Origin of the sequence: Azoarcus sp. KH32C, assembly GCF_000349945.1 — a bacterium.
Classification (GTDB): Bacteria; Pseudomonadota; Gammaproteobacteria; order Burkholderiales; family Rhodocyclaceae; genus Aromatoleum.
The window spans coordinates 2,241,935-2,258,522 of record NC_020516.1; the positions used below are offsets into that span (position 1 = coordinate 2,241,935).

General features: G+C 62.7%; 14 protein-coding genes. 10 read left to right on the top strand and 4 right to left on the bottom strand.

Going from position 1 to position 16,588, the window contains the following annotated elements:
* Positions 1-39: 39 nt before the first annotated feature.
* Positions 40-783, top strand: a complete 744-nt coding sequence (locus tag AZKH_RS09790; RefSeq protein ID WP_015435607.1) for an NAD(P)H-dependent oxidoreductase — start codon at positions 40-42, stop codon at positions 781-783.
* An 81-nt stretch (positions 784-864) separates the two neighbouring features.
* On the opposite strand, the gene AZKH_RS09795 is transcribed toward AZKH_RS09790, so the two are convergent.
* Positions 865-2,796 carry a bifunctional diguanylate cyclase/phosphodiesterase gene (locus AZKH_RS09795; RefSeq protein ID WP_231874502.1) on the bottom strand — a complete coding sequence of 644 codons (1,932 nt, stop codon included), beginning with the start codon at positions 2,794-2,796 and terminating at the stop codon, positions 865-867.
* Positions 2,797-3,652: 856 nt separating this feature from the next.
* Entirely contained in the window at positions 3,653-4,528 is an 876-nt protein-coding gene (locus AZKH_RS09800) for a DMT family transporter (RefSeq protein ID WP_015435610.1), read from the bottom strand.
* 103 nt (positions 4,529-4,631) lie between these two features.
* Between AZKH_RS09800 and AZKH_RS09805 the strand changes: the two genes are divergently transcribed.
* On the top strand, positions 4,632-5,534 hold the full coding sequence (locus tag AZKH_RS09805; RefSeq protein ID WP_015435611.1) for a LysR substrate-binding domain-containing protein: 903 nt from the start codon (positions 4,632-4,634) through the stop codon (positions 5,532-5,534).
* A 232-nt stretch (positions 5,535-5,766) separates the two neighbouring features.
* Here AZKH_RS09805 and AZKH_RS09810 read toward each other — a convergent pair whose 3' ends face one another.
* Entirely contained in the window at positions 5,767-6,093 is a 327-nt protein-coding gene (locus tag AZKH_RS09810) for a hypothetical protein (protein WP_015435612.1), read from the bottom strand.
* A gap of 721 nt (positions 6,094-6,814) precedes the next feature.
* Here AZKH_RS09810 and AZKH_RS09815 point away from each other — a divergent pair.
* The 7 genes from AZKH_RS09815 (at position 6,815) to AZKH_RS09840 (ending at position 15,546) form a co-directional block, all read left to right on the top strand.
* Positions 6,815-7,999, top strand: coding sequence for an AI-2E family transporter (locus AZKH_RS09815; RefSeq protein ID WP_197538762.1), 1,185 nt, complete (start codon positions 6,815-6,817; stop codon positions 7,997-7,999).
* 204 nt (positions 8,000-8,203) lie between these two features.
* The gene (locus AZKH_RS09820; protein ID WP_015435614.1) at positions 8,204-8,767 is read left to right on the top strand and encodes a YSC84-related protein; all 564 of its coding nucleotides are present in this window, start codon (positions 8,204-8,206) and stop codon (positions 8,765-8,767) included.
* Positions 8,768-8,869: 102 nt separating this feature from the next.
* Positions 8,870-9,166, top strand: a complete 297-nt coding sequence (locus AZKH_RS09825; RefSeq protein ID WP_015435615.1) for a hypothetical protein — start codon at positions 8,870-8,872, stop codon at positions 9,164-9,166.
* A 226-nt stretch (positions 9,167-9,392) separates the two neighbouring features.
* Entirely contained in the window at positions 9,393-9,542 is a 150-nt protein-coding gene (locus AZKH_RS27260) for a lmo0937 family membrane protein (RefSeq protein WP_156822081.1), read from the top strand.
* Between the two features lie 121 nt (positions 9,543-9,663).
* Positions 9,664-10,938 carry a helix-turn-helix domain-containing protein gene (locus tag AZKH_RS26570; RefSeq protein ID WP_015435616.1) on the top strand — a complete coding sequence of 425 codons (1,275 nt, stop codon included), beginning with the start codon at positions 9,664-9,666 and terminating at the stop codon, positions 10,936-10,938.
* Positions 10,939-11,066: 128 nt separating this feature from the next.
* Positions 11,067-13,697, top strand: coding sequence for a chemotaxis protein CheB (locus AZKH_RS09835; protein ID WP_015435617.1), 2,631 nt, complete (start codon positions 11,067-11,069; stop codon positions 13,695-13,697).
* On the top strand, positions 13,684-15,546 hold the full coding sequence (locus tag AZKH_RS09840) for a bifunctional diguanylate cyclase/phosphodiesterase (RefSeq protein ID WP_172642464.1): 1,863 nt from the start codon (positions 13,684-13,686) through the stop codon (positions 15,544-15,546). The genes AZKH_RS09835 and AZKH_RS09840 overlap by 14 nt, the downstream gene beginning before the upstream one ends.
* A 40-nt stretch (positions 15,547-15,586) precedes the next feature.
* On the opposite strand, the gene AZKH_RS26575 is transcribed toward AZKH_RS09840, so the two are convergent.
* Positions 15,587-15,745 carry a DUF3309 family protein gene (locus tag AZKH_RS26575; RefSeq protein WP_015435619.1) on the bottom strand — a complete coding sequence of 53 codons (159 nt, stop codon included), beginning with the start codon at positions 15,743-15,745 and terminating at the stop codon, positions 15,587-15,589.
* Positions 15,746-16,135: 390 nt separating this feature from the next.
* Here AZKH_RS26575 and AZKH_RS09850 point away from each other — a divergent pair, with 390 nt between their 5' ends.
* Positions 16,136-16,468, top strand: coding sequence for a YqjD family protein (locus tag AZKH_RS09850; RefSeq protein ID WP_015435620.1), 333 nt, complete (start codon positions 16,136-16,138; stop codon positions 16,466-16,468).
* The last annotated feature ends 120 nt before the right edge of the window (positions 16,469-16,588 follow it).

A 16,588-nucleotide genomic window follows, 5' to 3' on the forward strand; every position in this document is an offset into this window, starting at 1 on the left:
CTAGAGTTGGATGACCCAACCCTGACGGAGAACCGCCTGATGAACGTACTGATCGTGCATGCCCATAATGAGCCGGAATCGTTCAATGCCGCCCTCAAGGACACCGCCGTCGCCGAATTCGAGCGCGGAGGTCACGACGTGATGGTCTCGGACCTGTATGCGATGGACTGGAACCCGGTTGCGAGCGCAGCCGACTTTGGCAGCCGCGCAAACCCGGACTATCTCGTGTACGCGCTCGAACAGCGGCACAACCATGAGGCGGGGACGCTGGCGCCCGACATTGCGCGCGAGATCGAGAAGGTTCAATGGTGCGATCTCTTGATCCTGAACTTCCCGATCTACTGGTTCTCCGCCCCGGCGATCCTCAAGGGCTGGATCGACCGGGTCATGATCTCCGGCGTCTTCTATGGCGGGAAGCGCATCTACGATCGCGGCGGCATGCGCGGCAAGCGCGCGATGGTCACTTGTACGCTCGGCGGGCGTGAGCATATGTTCGGTCCCGAGGCGATCCATGGCGAGATCGAGACGATGCTGCGCCCGCTGCTGCGCGGTTCGCTCGCTTACTGCGGCTTCGGTGTGTTGCCGCCCTTCATCGGCTACCACGTCCCGTATGTCGACCAGCAAGCGAGGGAGCAGATCCTTGTCGACTACCGCGAACGGCTGAACCTCATCGATCGCCTTCCGCTGCTCGATTTTCCGAGTCTCGACAACTTCGACGACACCTTGCGGCCCAAACGGACTGGAGAGAGCATTTCGAGCGACACCCTGAGTCACGCGTCCTGAACATCTCTCGCGTGTGCCCTCCGCCCATAAGAGGCGCTCGCGAGCGCATGGCCTGACACAGCGGGCGAGGGCGGTCCTAGGTCAGCAGCGGGCATGCCAGCGCGACTGCGCCTCCCATCCCGGGAACTGTGCGGCCGGAATCGGCCTGCTGATGAAGTAGCCCTGGGCGGTGTCGCAGCCCAGGCTTGCGAGGCGTTGCCAGACGGCTTCGTCCTCCACGCCTTCAGCGACGATCTCAAGGCCGAGGTTGTGGCCGAGGTCGATCGTCGAATGCACGATGATCGCCGAGTCGTCGCTCTTCAGCATATTGGCCACGAAGGACTGGTCGATCTTCAGCGAATCCACGGGCAGGCGCTGCAGATAACTGAGGCTCGAATAACCGGTGCCGTAGTCGTCGACGAAAAGTGTGACGCCGAGCGCCTTGAGCCGGCAGAGTATTTCGAGCGCGCTGGCGGGCTCTTCCATCAGCACGCTCTCCGTAAGTTCGAACTGGATCAGTTCGGGTGGTGTGCCCCAAGTCGAGAAGAGACCCTTGATGCGGTCGACGAGTTGCGGGTCGCGCAGGTCGTGTGCGGAGAGATTGACCGACATGGGCTGGTTGACGCCGGCCTCAGCCCACGCGTACGCCTGTCGGAAGGCCTCTTCCAGCACCCATTGCGTCAGCGGCGTGATGAGGCCGGCGTGTTCGGCGAGTTGGATGAACTCGCCGGTCGCGAGCATGCCGAGCTTCGGGTGCTGCCAGCGTACCAGCGCTTCCGCTCCGCAGGTGTGTCCCGATCCGAAATGGACCTTGGGCTGACAGTAGAGACGCAGTTCGTCGTTCGCGATCGCACGGCGCAGTTCCCCCATCAGCGCGAGGCGATGGCCAAGCTCGCGGTCAGGGTGGCCGGTGTAGATCGCGTGGCCGACGGCGACATGTCTTGCCTGGCCGGCCGCGACGTTCGCCCGCCGCAACAGTGCGACTGCGTCCGTGCCGTGGCCGGGGAAGAGCGCGATCCCGACGCTCGGGCGCGCGTCGACGGCGAAGTTGCTCAATTCCACCGGTTCGCGCAGCACCTTGAGCATCTGTTGAGCGACCTCGCAGGCCTTGTCGGAGCCGGCGCCTGGGAGCAAGGCGGCAAACTCGTCCTCGCCAACTCGCGCGACAAGTCGGACGTCGTCGCCGAAGGGGGCAAGGCGCAACGCGACGGCGCGCAGGAAGCTGTCGCCCTCGGCGTAGCCGAGGGTCTCGTTGACTTCCTGGAACTGTCCCATCTTGATGACGAGCAGGGCGAGAGGGCGGAAGTCGTGGCGGGCATTTGCGATCGTGTCGTTCAGGCGCTCGCGCAGCGACACGCGATTGGGCAGTCCGGTCAGTGTGTCGTAGAAGGCCATGCGCTCGATGGTCTTCTCGGCCTCGCGATGCTTGACTCGGGTGCGCAGGTTGGCGATCCCGTAGCCGAGATCGTCGGCCAGTTCTCCGAGGAGTTTCATTTCGGCATCGTCGAAAGCCTCGGGGTCCGCAGCGAGAATGCTGAGTGCGCCGATGATTTCGCCGTCGACACGTAGCGGCAAGGCCGTGGCGGCGGCGTAGCCGGCTTTTTCCGCGGAATCGCGGATCGAGGCGTAGGCGGGCTCGGTGAGAAGGTGGCGCCCGACCGAGGGTTCGCCGGTGCGGATCGCGGTCGCCACGGCCCACTGGCCAATGCCCGATTCGGCCCAGGTGAGGGGCAGGGCCTGCAACACCGCTGGGTCGATGCCGACGCAGGCCTTCAGGCTGATCGTCTTGCGTTCGTCGCGCTCGGCGTAGCCGACGGTCGCGACGCGATAGCCGCCTTCCTCGACGATGACCCTGCACATTTCGTACAACAAGCCGGATTCGTCGTTTGCGCGCAGCAAGGTGCGGTTACCTGCGCTCAGCGTGCGCAGCGCCCGCATCGTGCGCTTCAACTCCGCGGAGATCGGCACATCGCAATCGCTCGCATCGGCACCGCTCGCCGAAGACTCGCGTCTCGATCCTTGCTGGCGTTTCACATTGTGCCCTCGTCGGCCGCGTACGCGCTAATTCTACCCCCCCTCTCATTCCGACGCAGAACGGTGGGGGCAGACAATTCCGCCATCCAGGATGTAGACGCCGGGTCAGGCAGATCGATCCAGTCAAAGACCAACGAGAAGCAGGAGATGACGAAGTCCAGCAGACAAGGTTCGGCTATTGCCGCATCGCGACGATCTCCAGCGAGGATGCGAGCGTCGTGCGATCGATGGCCGGCGGCGAAGTCGGATCCTTAGTCGGCAAGATCGGTACGGATTCGGCGCGTGGCCGGATCAACGTTGCATGCGATTCCAGAACATATCCGGGCTTCCTTGCGGAACAGGGAATGATACGGGCTGGTGATACGCAATAGTAATCCTGGCTCCATCGGGTGCAGTGTCGCCTGTCGGGGCCCGTGCGCTGCTCGCGACCGACGCTCCATCAGGAGAAACCGAGTCTGACAAGACACCGCATGCCAGCAGGAAAGCGGTGGCGATAGAGGTCCAGATAAGGCTTTTCAGCATGTCGTACTGTTGCAACATGGCGATCTCCCGACGGCGTGATCCCGGGTCAGACGGAAGAAGGCATGGTCGTCGTACGATCCCTACGGGCGTGGAAGCCGCTGTCCGCCTGATGCTAGCGCCTCATTCAGCTCGAGTACGCTGATGGGTACTATGGGCGCGTGAATTGGGAATTTCCCCCCTCAAGTGGAGGGGGGCTCTCGTAAATTCTTAACCGGCTCACGCTCGGCGCAGCCGAACGGCAGGTCTTTGCCCATGCTGGGCACATCGGACCAAGCCGCATAGTCGCACTTCTCGGTAGCTGTGCCTTCGCGGGGGGCTGGGGAGGCGCAGGCCCTTACGCGATCCCCTGGGTTGCGCGGCGTCCGCTCGCGGTAGCGATGAGCGTGGCGGCGAGGAGGATGACCAGTCCGCCGAATAGTTGTTGTGCCTGCCAGCGTTCCCCGAGGAAGACCGCGCCGAGCGTGACGGTGACGAGCGGTTCGACCGTGGACAGAACCGACGCCCGGGTTGGCCCGATCTGGCGCAATCCGGCGAGGAAGGCGCCGATGGCGAACGCCGAACCAAAGATTCCGATGCCGATTGCCGCGAGCCAGCCGCGGGCGGTATCCGGCCAGTCGAAACCCGTGACGGCGGCGATACTGCCGTGCACCAGTGCGCCGGAGGCGAGCACCACAAACGCACCGGCGAGCGGCGAGGTCTGCGCCGGCAGGCGACTGCCGGTGACGATATACAGTGCATAGACGACACCCCCCAACAGGCCAAGGGCGATCCCGATCGGTTGGCCGCTGTGGTCGCCGGCCAGGGTAAGGGTGAGTCCGACGGCGGCCAGGAGCAGGGCGCCGATCTCGATACGGCCGAGGCGATCGAAGCCGGCGATGGCCGAGATGACTGCGACGCAAATCGGGTTGGTATACAGCAGCAGGGACACCAGACCGCTGCTCGCGTGTTGAAGTGCCGCGAAATAGGCAGCAGCCGCCGCCGCGTACAGGCCCCCCCCGATCAGGCTGTAACCGGCAAGGGCGCGGCCTCGCGGAAGCGGAATGCGGTTAATGAAGATCCACGCCCCCAGCATTGCGGCACCCAGGGCGAAGCGCAGGAAAATCAGCGTGGTGGTGCTGACACCGTCGGCGTGGGCGAGATGGGCAAACAGTGCAATGCTGCCGAAGCCGGCGGCAGAGCTGATGACCAGAAAAAAACCGGAGAGCGGCATGATCGAATCCTGACGTGATTACGTTGCACAGCCTATGCGAGTTGTCTTTCCTGCCGCAAACCGATAGTTTTGCGCTTGAGGCGCAAAATTATTGAGGCTCAGGATGAAACTCCCTCCGCTCGCCTGTCTGCGCGCGTTCGAGGCTGCGGTACGCACCGGCGGTTTCGCCCGCGCCGCCGACGAACTTGCGCTGACTCCCAACGCAGTGGCCCATCAAGTTAAGCAGCTCGAAGAATGGCTGGACATGCGGCTTTTCGAACGTCACGCCCGCGGAGTCGTGCCCACGCCGGCAGGCTCCGCCTATGCGGCGGCGGTGGCAGACACGTTCGAGCAACTATCCGCTGCGACCCGGCAATTGCTGGTCCGCCGCGATGACCGGGTGGTGACCGTGACGGCCATGCCCTCGCTGGTGACTCGTTGGCTCATGCCGCGCCTGCCACGGCTGGCGGTCCGCCATCCGGATATAGAGGTGCGTGTGCTGGCCTCCGTGAAACACGTCGATCTGTTTCACGGCGAGGCGGATGTGGCGATTCGCCTGGGACGGGGGCCGTATCCCGGACTGGCATCCGAAGAGCTGCTGATCGAGAATTTCGTCGCCGTCGCCAGCCCCCGCTTCCTTGAGGCTCACCCGAATCTCGCCACGCCGGCCGACCTCTTCCGCCTACCCCTGCTTCATGACGAGATGATCGACGCGCTCCCCGACGAGGTGGACTGGCCCAGGTGGTTCGAGGCGGTGGGCGTCAAGCCGCCGCGCCGCCTCGCGGGGCACCTCTTCTCGCATACCTATCTCACCCTGGAAGCGGCAATCGCCGGGCAGGGTGTGGCGCTGGCGGGCGAACACATATTGGGCGACGCGATCACGGGCGGACGCCTGCGGGTGTTGTTTAACGGCCTGTCGGTGAAGGGGCCTTACCAGTATCACTTGCTGCGCCTACCTGGCGCCGAAGTGCGGCCGGCGGTGGCGGCAGTGTGCGACTGGGTGCGGGAAGAGGCGCGGGCCGGGTAAGAGACCTGCCAAGCACCGAGGTCAGGAGCAGCGGTCGTGATGTGACGGTAAACGTGGCAGTAGACTTGATGACGGGAGTGAAGAAACCGTGGTCTTACGCGGATTACAGGCCGCAGGAAATAATAGAGTGGGAGTGAAACGAGCGGCTCCGGGAGGAATGAGAGCGCCCGGCGGGGGCGGCCCGTTATTGACGACCCGCCACTGTTCGGCCCAAGATCCCGCCCTCCGCAGTTCATCGCAGCGGAATTGCTGCGGCTGGGCCTGGGGTCCCTTCGATCAGTTCACGGCCTCTGAGGAAGCCCATGTCTTCGGCAATGGCTTGCGTCGAATAGAAGAGTCCCGGGTCTGACCTGGCGCTGGCGTCAGGCTCAGCCATCGGTCCGGCGTCCTTGCCGGTGATGTTGACCGTGAAGGCCCATTGCTGCCCATGGCCGGAAAGCGCCTGGTTTTCAACGGAACACGGTTCCGCCCAGACATGCATCTGGTGGCCATGGTATTCCTCGGTCTTCCATGCGGGCTGATTGCTGACGGAAGTTTGCTGCGTGCTTTGGATGTTCATCAAAGTCTCCTGGTGGGGTGGCGGGGAATGCTTTGACCGTGCCTAGTAGCGGGTAGGGTCATCCGGACGTCGGTCCTGGCGATTTGGAACGCCATCGTGATCCCGGTCCCGATTCCGGTACCGATCATGATCAGACCTGCCGTAGCGATCTTGGTCGCCATAGCGGTGACCACCATCCCGATAGGGATCATCGTAGAGAAGGCAACCGGACAAACCGGACAACATGCCGACGACCGCGACCATTAGCAAAATGTGCTTTTTCATATCACCTCCTGGTGAGCAGGGCTCCCTGCCGGAGGCAAGGAGCAGGTATTGAGCCGACTGCAATCTCTGTCGATCTAACGAAGCCCAAAGAATGACAGGACGAAGACGACGACGACGATCAGTCCGACGATGTAGATGATGCTGTTCATGTGATTTCCTTTCGTGTGGCTTGAAGGCCGAATCGCGTGTTTGAGACGATTCACAGCCGTCGATTTCCACCCTACTCGCTTCGCAACCAACCCTCGGTATGTTGGCGCACACACGGACCCGAAGCGCGGAACCTCCCGCGGATGTGCGACACCGTACAGACCGCCCTTGCCTGGGTGTCTATATTATTTTTTAGGGTTCGAAACAGTGCGCGGCCATGGGTCGTTAGGCTCTTCCACGTACCGAAATGTCCGGGCCCCGGCAACAGGACCGGGTGGCAAAAATGCCGCCATTTGGAATCGAGAAATGCGTGACGTCGAACCCGGAAAGCGATTCCGAACAGCGTGATGCCGCACCCGGGATCCCCGACAGTGCGGCGTCGGATGCTGCGCCACCCACGGTCAGCGTGGCCGTGGACCTGCGGAGTCTCGCTCTGGTCATCATCGCTACCGTCGCCGTGGTCTTTGCCTTGGACTGGGCGCAGAGCTTCGTCATTTCGCTGCTGCTCGGGATCCTCTTCGCCTACACCCTGAACCCCCTCGTTGTGTGGCTTGAACGAATCAAGATCCCGCGCGGGGTGGGTACCACCCTGGTGATGCTGGGCACGGTGTGCGCGCTGGGGCTGGGCGCCTATTCCCTGCGCGACCAGATGCAAACCATCCTCGATCAGGTGCCCGAGGCGGTGAGCAAGCTGTCGACCGCTTTCGCCAGTTTGCGCAAGGGCCAGGCCAGCACCATGAAGAAGATGGAGAACGCGGCGAGCGAGATCGAGAAGGCAACGAACCAGGCGGCAGGGACCGATTCCCCCAAGCCCCCGGCGACGCGGGTCGTCATCGACCCGCCCGCCTTCAAACTTGGCAATTTGCTGTGGGCCAGTTCCATGGGTGCGGCCGGGCTGATCAGCCAGGCCGCCATGGTGCTGCTCCTGACCTACTTCCTGCTGCTGTCGGGGGACACCTATAAGCGAAAACTGGTGCGCCTCACGGGGCCCGTGTTGTCGAACCGGAAAATCACCGTGCACCTTCTCGACGACATCAACGCATCCATCCAGCGCTACATGTTGATGCTGCTGGTGACCAACGTGCTGGTGGGGCTGCTCACCTGGGCCGCGCTGCGTGGGGTTGGCCTGGACAACGCCGGCGGCTGGGCCGTGGCCGCGGGCCTGCTCCACGTCATCCCCTATTTCGGGCCGGCGGTCACCGCCGCCGGCATCGGCATGGCGGCCTTCATGCAGTTCAATACCCTGGGGACCGCTCTGCTGGTCGCAGGGGCTTCGCTCGCAATCACCACCCTCATCGGAACCTTTGTCACCACGTGGATGACGGGCCGGATCGCCAAGATGAACACCGCCGCGGTGTTCATCTCGCTGCTTTTCTGGGCCTGGCTGTGGGGCGTCTGGGGCATGCTCCTGAGTATTCCCATCACGGTCATCCTGAAGGTCATCGCTCAGCATGTGGAGCAGTTTGAAAGCGTGGCGGAGCTGCTTGGAGAGTAGTGCCAGCGAAATCGAACCGATACCCGAAGCCGTTGATGGTGGCGCGGGGGGCGCCGAGTGTTCGATAGCGCACAGAAGGTCCCACTCGATTGGCACATCATTTATTTACCGGGGCTCATGATGGAATTAGTTGGGGTCTTGCGCTCCGATCGCTCGTTTGAAATCTCGAATGATTTCAGAACCATCTAAGCAAAGGACAAGAAAATGACCAATACGCGACGCACTTTCCACAAGCTGGTTCTCGTCACCGCCGCCACCTTCGCCTTGGGTGCAGTCAGCAGCCCGGCGAGTTCCGCAACGGCAGAAGATCTGAACAAGGACGCCGCCCAGGCACTGCAGACCTTGTACAAGACCAATCCTGTAGCCGAAAACATTTCCAAGAAGGCCAAGGCGATTTTGGTTTTTCCGAAAATCATCAAGGCCGGGCTGGTATTCGGCGGCGCATACGGCGAAGGGGTACTGATGAAGGGTTCGCAATACGTCGATTACTACAATTCGGTAACCGGTTCCTGGGGCTTTCAGGCCGGCGCCGAGTCATACAGTTACGTCGTATTTCTCGTCAGCGACAAAGCCGTTCAATATCTGGAGAAGTCGAAGGGATGGGAATTCGGTGTAGGACCGACCGTGGTCGCTGTGAATGAAGGCATGGCCAAGAATCTGTCCACGACGACGTTGAAGAACGATGCCTACGCCTTCATTTTCGACCAGCAGGGGCTGATGGCCAGTCTCAGCATCGAGGGTACGAAGATCTCCCGCATCAAGCGCTGATCTGGAGTAGCGCTTTGCGGGGTGGGACGGATTGACGCCGGTGTGGCGATCAATCCGTTGCCGTGCGACGTTTGCGTCTGACGTAATACCGACGCGAGGGACATGATCATGGGAAAACGAGAAGAGTATCTGGCGTTGATGGAAAGGCAATTGAACGAGTGGAAGGCGAAGACCGAGCCATTCAGAGCCGGGGCGGAGCAGTGGGAAGCTCAGGTGAAGGCTCAGTACCAGAAGAATCTCGAGGTGCTTCACGCCAAGCGAGACGAAGCGTGGGAGAACTTCGCCAAGCTGAAAAATGCGAGTGACGATGCCTGGGAAGAGTTCAAGACCAACATGGATAAAGCCTGGGAAGATCTCAAGAGCGCCACTGAACGACTGACGACGCGGTCAAAAAAATAGGCCAGCATTGGACTGCGAGGGGCGCCGTCTAAATCTCGGCAAGCCTCTGCTCTGTGCGCTGACAGACAGACGCCCGCGCTCGGATCGAATGATGATATACGCACTCAGGAAGCGCATCCGGCAGGCTCCCGGATCGCGAAGACCTGGCGCGTTGCAGCTTACTCAACCGATCCCCGCTCATCACTGTTGATCAGCCGGCGTTTCGGGCAGAAACGGAGAATTCGTCATGCTCTATACCATTGCAGTCGTACTGCTGGTCCTGTGGCTACTCGGCTTGGTTACGTCGACCACCATAGGTGGCTTCATCCACGTCTTGCTGGTAATCGCGATCGTGCTTGTGCTTCTCAGAGTCATCAGTGGGCGCAACGTGTTGTAGCGGGGTTTCCGCCCACGATCCTTCTCTCGCGCAAACATTGCCACCGCGTGTTGGTGCGCGCGTGGCGCGTTGATGCGCGACGCGCATTGCATTCTTTTACCGATGACATGGGGAAAGCGCAATGCCGCACACGCTGATCCACAATCCGAGGCAGAACCGAGTTCTGGCCGCACTTCCCGTGACGGAGTATGCGCGGGTGGTGGATGACTTGGAATTCGTCACCTTTCCGCCGGGTGAAGTTCTCCGTGACTCCGGTGAAAGCCCGGACTTCGTCTATTTCCCGACCACGTGTATCGTCTCGCTGATTTTTTTCGGGGAGAACGGCTCGTCGACCGAACTGGCGATGACCGGCAACGATGGCCTGGTGGGTATCCCCTTGGTGCTGGGTGGTGAAAGCACGACCTACACGGCGGCGGTTCAGTGCGGGGGCGGAGCGTATCGCCTCCGGGCGGAGGTGATGCGCTGGGAACTCGATCAGGGGGGAAGCCTGGCGCGGCTGTCGCTGGCTTACGCCCAGGCCCTGATGACGCAGATGGCGCAGAGTGTCGTCTGCAATCGACACCACACGGTGGACCAGCAATTGTGTCGGTGGCTTCTCCTCAGCCTTGACCTGCTGCCGGGGAATCAGCTTGATGTGACCCAGGAACTGATTGCCCGCATGCTGGGAGTCCGTCGCGAAGCCGTGACCGAGGCCGCCGGAAAACTGCAGGCGGCCGGACTGATTCGATACCACCGCGGGCATATCGCCGTGATCGATCGCCCCGGCCTGGAAGGGCGGGTGTGTGAATGCTACCGGGTGGTCAAGTCGGAATATGATCGTCTGTTTTGCTTGGCGCCGGCTAGTCCGGCCAAGCATCGCGTGCGGCCGAATCCGGCGACGCTGCGTAAGCGCGCGGAGGCCCGATTGAAGCAGGCGCAATCAGTCATGCCGGTCGCGCCCTGGGATAGCGAGCGCCTGGTGCACGAACTGCGGGTGCACCAGATCGAACTGGAACTGCATAACGAGGAGCTTCGCGAGGCGTATGACGAAGCCGATTCGTTGCGCAAGCGGTACGCCGATATCTATGACTTTGCGCCGGTCGGCTACTTTACGTTGGATGCGCTCGGGGTCATTGTCGACGTGAATCTCGCCGGTGCCATCCTGCTCGGCATCAAGCGTTCACAACATGGACGTCATCGTTTCGCCGCGTTCGTCGCGCCGGAATCCCTGCCGACGTTCAATCGCTTCCACGAAGAGGTGCTTGACGCGAAATGCAAGAAGAAATGCGAGGTCGTCCTCATAGCCGACACCCACCGCCCCCAAACGACGATCCGGATCGAGGCGGTCGCGGATGAGTCCGGTCGCGAATGCCGCATGGTGGTGAGCGATATCACCGCCGAACGGCGGGCTGAATAGGCCGGCCAATAGGCCCGCGCAAGTCGCGCGTCGCGCAGCGGAGGCCTGCTCCCGCAGGCTGTTAAAGTGTGTCCTCACACTTCATATTACGTTCGGGTGTTCCGGCCTTGAACTGAAAGGAACTGGCTATGGCCGTGCAGGAACCCGATTTCCACGCTTCCGCCGGGTCGCCCAAATCACCCAAGGCGGCCGGGGGAGAAGCGTTTCCGATCGTCGGTATTGGCGCTTCGGCCGGGGGGCTCGAGGCGCTCGAGCAGTTCCTGGCCAATGTGCCGGCAGGCAGCGGCATGGGCTACGTGATCGTCCAGCACCTCGACCCGACCCACAAGGGCATGATGCCCGAGTTGTTGCAACGCGCGACGACGATGCCGGTGGTGCAGGCGAAGAATCGCCTCAAGGTCAGACCGGACCATGTCTATGTGATTCCGCCGAATCGGGATATGTCGATGCTGCGGGGTGTGCTGTACCTGTTCGAGCCTGCCGCGCCGCGCGGCTTGCGGCTACCGATCGACCTCTTCCTGCAATCGCTGGCGGAGGACCGGCACCAGTTGGCGGTCGGCGTGATTCTCTCCGGCATGGGGTCGGACGGCAGTGTCGGGATGCGAGCCATCAAGCAAAATGCCGGTCTCGCCCTCGCGCAGGACCCGGCGTCGGCCGCCTTCTCCGCGATGCCGCGCAGCGCAATCGATGCCGGCGCGGTCGACATCGTCGCGCCCGCCGCCGAATTGCCCGGACGCATCGTCGCGAGCCTGAGGTACGGCGCCCACGCTGCCACTGCCGATCTCGTGATCGACAGTCAGCTGCAGAGCGGGCTCGAGAAGGTACTGATCCTCCTGCGTGCGCATAACGGCCAGGACTTTTCGCTCTACAAGAAGACCACGCTTTACCGCCGCATCGAGCGGCGCATGGGTATTCACCAGATCGACCGCATCGCGACCTACGTGCGCTTCCTGCAGGAAAATCCGCAGGAGCTCGAGCTGCTGTTCAAGGAGTTCCTGATTGGCGTGACCAACTTCTTCCGTGACCCGATCGCCTGGGACCGCCTTCGCGACGCGGCCTTGCCCGCGCTGTTCGCATCGAATCCCGCAGGGCGCGTGCTGCGCGCATGGGTGCCCGGCTGCTCGACCGGCGAAGAGGCCTACTCGCTGGCCATCGTTTTCAAGGAGGCGATGGAAAGACACAAGCCCGCGGGCCGGTTTTCGCTGCAGATCTTCGCCACCGACCTCGACGGCGATGCGATCGGCCGGGCGCGCCAGGGCCACTATCCGGCCAGTATCGCCGCCGACGTTTCGCCCGAGCGGCTGGCGCGCTTCTTCGCCGCCACCGACAACGGCTACCAGGTCTGCAAGGAAATCCGCGAGATGGTCGTGTTCGCGCCGCAGAATCTGATCCAGGATCCGCCCTTCACCAAGCTCGATCTGCTGATCTGCCGCAATTTGCTGATCTACTTCAGCCCCGAGCTGCAAAAGAAGCTGCTGCCGTTGTTCCATTACAGTCTTACCCCCGGCGGTGTGCTGTTCCTGGGCAACTCCGAGGCGCTTGGCAGCGCGACCGATCTGTTTGCGCCGCTGGACGCCAAGGCGCGCATATTCAGTCGGATCAACATGCCGGCGCAGACCGTCGATATCGACTTTCCCGCACACTTCCACCGTCCTCCCGCGGGAGAGGATGAAGCCAAGGCCGCGCTGCCGCCCGCCAACCTGCAAAGCCTTGCCGACCAGGTACTGCTGCGCCAGTTCGCGCCGGCGGCGGTGCTGGTCAATGATCGTGGCGACATCGTCTATATCAACGGTCGCACCGGGCGCTACCTGGAGCCTGCCGCGGGCAAGGCCAACTGGAACATTCATGTGATGGCGCGAGAGGGGCTGCGTGCGGAAATCGGCAGTGCGTTGCACCACGTCGCTCGCAATCGCGGTCGCATCGAGCACCCCGACATCCGCGTGACCGACGACGGGGTGACGCGCAGGGTCAGCCTCGTGGTGCAGATGATCGAAGAGCCCGCGTCCTTGCGCGGCATGATCATGATCGTGTTTGCCGAGCTGCCGCCCTTGCCGGAAGCCCGACAGGACGGTGGCCGACGACCGCGCAGCGCGCGGGTGGCCGAACTGGAGCGCGAGCTGCAGCGGGCGCGGGACGAAATCCGGAGCATGCGCGACGAGATGCAGACCTCGCAGGAAGAACTCAAGTCGACCAACGAGGAATTGCAATCGACCAACGAGGAACTACAGTCCACCAACGAGGAGTTGACGACTTCGAAGGAAGAGATGCAGTCGTTGAACGAGGAGTTGCAGACGGTGAACGTGGAACTGCAATCCAAGGTCGATGACCTCTCGTGTGCCAACAACGACATGCAGAACCTGCTCAACAGCACGGAAATCGCCACCGTCTTCCTCGATAGTCGGCTCAATGTCCGGCGTTTCACGCCGCTGGCGACCCGGGTCATCAAGCTGCTTGCCACCGACGCCGGGCGGCCGCTATCCGACCTCGTGACCGATTTGGACTACCCCGCACTGGAGGACGACGCCCGCGAGGTGTTGCGCACCTTGATGTTCTCGGAGAAGCAGATCGCCACGCGCGACGGCCGCTGGTTTTCGGTGCGCATCATGCCGTATCGCACCGTCGATAACGTGATCGAGGGCGTCGTCATCACCTTCATCGACATCAGCGTGGCCAAGCGACTGGAGGCGGATCTGCGGGCGGCGGCGGCCGCCGATGGGAGACGTGTCGCCGAACGGGGAGACGCCCGTGAACGAACCTGACAGGCCCGACGAAGCGGCCGAGCTGCGCGGCCGGGCGGAATCATTGCTGCGCGAGCAGCAGCGGGATGCGCCGGTCAACTGCGACGCTGCCGGCATGAACCGGCTGGTGCACGAACTGCAGGTGCACCAGATCGAACTGGAGCTGCAGAACGCGGAGCTCACGCACGCTCGTGACGAAATCGAAGACGGATTGCGCCGCTACACGGAGCTCTACGATTTCGCCCCGGTCGCCTACCTCACCCTCGATTATGACTTTGTGATCCGCCAGATCAATCTCACCGGAGCCACCCTGCTCGGCATCGAGCGTTCGCTCCTGATCGGCCGGCCCTTCAAACAGTTTGTCGCACCCGACGGCCGTTCCGACTTCGCCGATTTCGTCGTCAGGATTCTGGGCAGCCAGGGCCGCGAGACATGCGAGATCCCGCTGTTGCGGCCTGGCGGCGCAGAGACGCGACCTTACGTCCACATTGAAGCCGTTGCCATCGAGCCGGAGGGTAGCCTTCGGGTCATGGTGTTCGATATCACGGAGCAGAAGCGGCTAAAGGAGATGATCTGGCGGCAGGCGAACTACGATCCGCTCACGCAGCTGCCCAACCGCCGGCTGTTCATCGATCGCCTGCGTCACGACCTCGAGACGACGCACCGCGCGGGACAAATGCTCGCGCTGCTGTTCATCGATCTCGATCGTTTCAAGGAGGTCAACGACACATACGGCCATGACGCGGGCGACAAGTTGCTGATCGAGGCGGCAAGGCGCATGAGCGAGTGCGTGCGGGCCACCGACACCGTGGCCCGGTTCAGCGGCGACGAATTTACCATCGCGCTGTCGGCCTTGACGGAAATGGATCGTATCGGCTCGGTGGCGGGCGATATCGTCGAAGCGCTGGCGCAACCCTTTGTGATCGGTGACGCGGTGCTTCACGTGTCGGCCAGTATCGGCATCACGATGTATCCGCTCGATGCGAATGACATGACCGGGTTGATCAGGAATGCCGACCAGGCGATGTATGTGGCCAAGGCGGCGGGGCGCAACCGCTTCAGCTATTTCACGCCGAGCCTGCAGCGTGCCGCGCAGGAGCGGCTGGATCTGATCCGGGATTTGCGCGTTGCGCTCCCGGGGGGGCAATTCGAGGTACATTTCCAGCCGATCGTCGACCTCGCGACGGGCAGAGTCGTCAAGGCGGAGGCGCTGCTGCGCTGGCATCACCCGCAACGCGGCATGGTCTGCCCAGGCGCGTTCATCGGCGTGACCGAGGATGTCGGACTGAGCGGCATCCTCGGCGACTGGGTGTTCGCCGAGGCGGCACATTGGGCGCGCCGCTGGCGGGACGAACCGGGGCACGCCATACAGGTGAGCGTCAATGTATCTCCGATGCAGTTCGCGATTGCGGGTAGCGCCGAACGGTGGGGCCGGATGCTGGCCGACCTGGCGTTGGCCGGCAGTCAGATCGGCATCGACGTCACCGAAGGTCTGTTGCTCAACGACTCGCCGGTTGCTGCGGACGAACTGCGTCGCGTGCGCGAGGCGGGGATCACCGTGGCCGTCGACGGCTTCGGCACCGGCCAGTCCGCGCTCGCCTGTCTGACGAAGTCCGAAATCGATGTCATCAAGATAGACCGCAGCCTGGTTCGCGACCTGGGCACGGACGCGAACGACCGCGCGCTGATCGATGGCATCATCGCGATGGCCCACAAGCTCGGCATCCAGGTGGTTGCAGAGGGGGTCGAGACCCCGGAGCAGCGCGACATGCTGCGCGCCGCCGGCTGTGACTTCGGCCAGGGCTTTCTGTTTGCACCACCGCTCCCGCCCGAGTCGGTCTGGGCCCGGTGGGCCACCCTTCCGATGTGAGGCGCCTTGAAGCGGTCACAGCTCGGTCGAGCGCGGCGCGCTAGATCTTGCCCAACAGCAGCAGGATGAGAAGGATCACCACCAGCAGCCCGAGACCGCCGCTGGGGCCATATCCCCAGCCCCGACTGTGGGGCCACGTCGGGATTGCGCCGATCAGTAGCAGTACCAGAACGATCAGCAGGATTGTTCCGAGTGACATTTGATTTCTCCCGACAGTGAGTCGTAGCGCCAGCACCATCCTTGCAACCGCGCTACCGGTGTCGTCTTGCAGGTGGTGGTCCTTGCCAGAGTCACGCGGCGGCGACCGGAGACCCGGTCGATATCGCTACGTCCCCGATTGCAATCCTACTCGTGGGACGCTGACGGTCTGTACGCCAGCGCACAGACGCGATGGCCGGCGAGGAAGAGTATTGCTCGCAAAGGAAGGTCCGGGCCGGATTTGCGGCCGTCCATCATGCACGGCGTGCGTGTCGCTGTGGATAGTGGGCGCGACAAGGCCATTCCTCGCAAGTCGGCGGCGATGCAACCGGAAGTCCGCGCGCGTTGTCGACCGGTCATTCACGACGCACGAGACGCAGCAGGAGGCACGATGATTACCAACCTTAACGAAAGCCAGGGCACTGTCAAAGAGATGACGGACAAGCTCGTGTCGGATGTCAAGAGCGTAGGGGCAGATGCCGAGGGTGTGGTCAGGGGAATGGCCAGTTCGAGCGCCGGGCAACTCGCCGCCGTGCGCACGAAGCTCGAAGAAAGATTTGGCGAGGCGAAATCGAAATTCGACGGCGTGCGCGCGTCGGTCACGGAAAAGGCCAGAGGTACTGCCGACGCCGGCCAGAAATATGTGCTGGAGAACCCATGGAAAGCGATCGGGATTGCCGCAGCAGCGGGAATCCTCTTCGGCATTCTGGTTCGCCGCCGGTGATTCATGCGTATGGGGGCCTGATGTGTGAAGCCGGAACTGCACGAGGGTGCGGCAAGCGGCTTCGTTGCGTCGATTACCGTCCTGACGGCAGCCGACCGTCTTCCGGCAAAGGGCCCCTGA

Excerpts from the sequence above, each read along its gene's own strand:
- AZKH_RS27260 (WP_156822081.1), top strand. The coding sequence starts at position 9,393 with ATGCTCTATACCATTGCAGTCGTACTGCTGGTCCTGTGGCTACTCGGC.
- AZKH_RS09790 (WP_015435607.1), top strand. The coding sequence starts at position 40 with ATGAACGTACTGATCGTGCATGCCCATAATGAGCCGGAATCGTTCAAT.
- AZKH_RS09805 (WP_015435611.1), top strand. The coding sequence starts at position 4,632 with ATGAAACTCCCTCCGCTCGCCTGTCTGCGCGCGTTCGAGGCTGCGGTA.
- AZKH_RS09850 (WP_015435620.1), top strand. The coding sequence starts at position 16,136 with ATGATTACCAACCTTAACGAAAGCCAGGGCACTGTCAAAGAGATGACG.
- AZKH_RS09800 (WP_015435610.1), bottom strand. The coding sequence starts at position 4,528 with ATGCCGCTCTCCGGTTTTTTTCTGGTCATCAGCTCTGCCGCCGGCTTC.
- AZKH_RS09835 (WP_015435617.1), top strand. The coding sequence starts at position 11,067 with ATGGCCGTGCAGGAACCCGATTTCCACGCTTCCGCCGGGTCGCCCAAA.
- AZKH_RS09810 (WP_015435612.1), bottom strand. The coding sequence starts at position 6,093 with ATGAACATCCAAAGCACGCAGCAAACTTCCGTCAGCAATCAGCCCGCA.
- AZKH_RS26570 (WP_015435616.1), top strand. The coding sequence starts at position 9,664 with ATGCCGCACACGCTGATCCACAATCCGAGGCAGAACCGAGTTCTGGCC.
- AZKH_RS09825 (WP_015435615.1), top strand. The coding sequence starts at position 8,870 with ATGATCATGGGAAAACGAGAAGAGTATCTGGCGTTGATGGAAAGGCAA.
- AZKH_RS26575 (WP_015435619.1), bottom strand. The coding sequence starts at position 15,745 with ATGTCACTCGGAACAATCCTGCTGATCGTTCTGGTACTGCTACTGATC.
- AZKH_RS09820 (WP_015435614.1), top strand. The coding sequence starts at position 8,204 with ATGACCAATACGCGACGCACTTTCCACAAGCTGGTTCTCGTCACCGCC.